The 314-nt window shown below is 73.2% G+C and carries 1 rRNA gene; it reads right to left on the bottom strand.

Features of this window, described 5'->3' with window-relative positions:
• Positions 1 to 22 precede the first annotated feature (22 nt).
• Positions 23 to 138 (bottom strand): 5S ribosomal RNA (gene rrf, locus DW112_RS08130).
• Positions 139 to 314 lie beyond the last annotated feature (176 nt).

Raw genomic sequence — 314 nt, 5'->3', positions numbered from 1 at the left:
CGACGGCTCGGTGCCGTCCACCGGTCAGCGGCGCCCTGGCCTCCCACGGGCTGGCCCCGCAGTACTCTCGGCGCGATGGGGCTTAGCTTCCGGGTTCGGAACGGGACCGGGCGTGCCCCCCATGCTCTGGCCGCTGACCGGTGGGCGGCGCCCACCGTTACGGTGTCCGGTATCGCATACACGTGCCCTGGGGGCCGCATGGCGCATAGGGGAGACGACTCGGGGGCATCCTCGTGCCCGGACCGCGCGCATGAGCGCGAAGTCCCGCGGGCCGCGAGGTGCGGTTCCGGAAGAGCTCGGGCGATTAGTGCGGC

Origin of the sequence: Collinsella sp. AM09-41 (genome assembly GCF_003473245.1) — a bacterium.
In the GTDB taxonomy this organism is placed as follows: Bacteria; Actinomycetota; Coriobacteriia; order Coriobacteriales; family Coriobacteriaceae; genus Collinsella.
The sequence above is the reverse complement of the archived record's forward strand: the minus strand, read 5'-3'. Positions and strand labels throughout refer to the sequence as shown.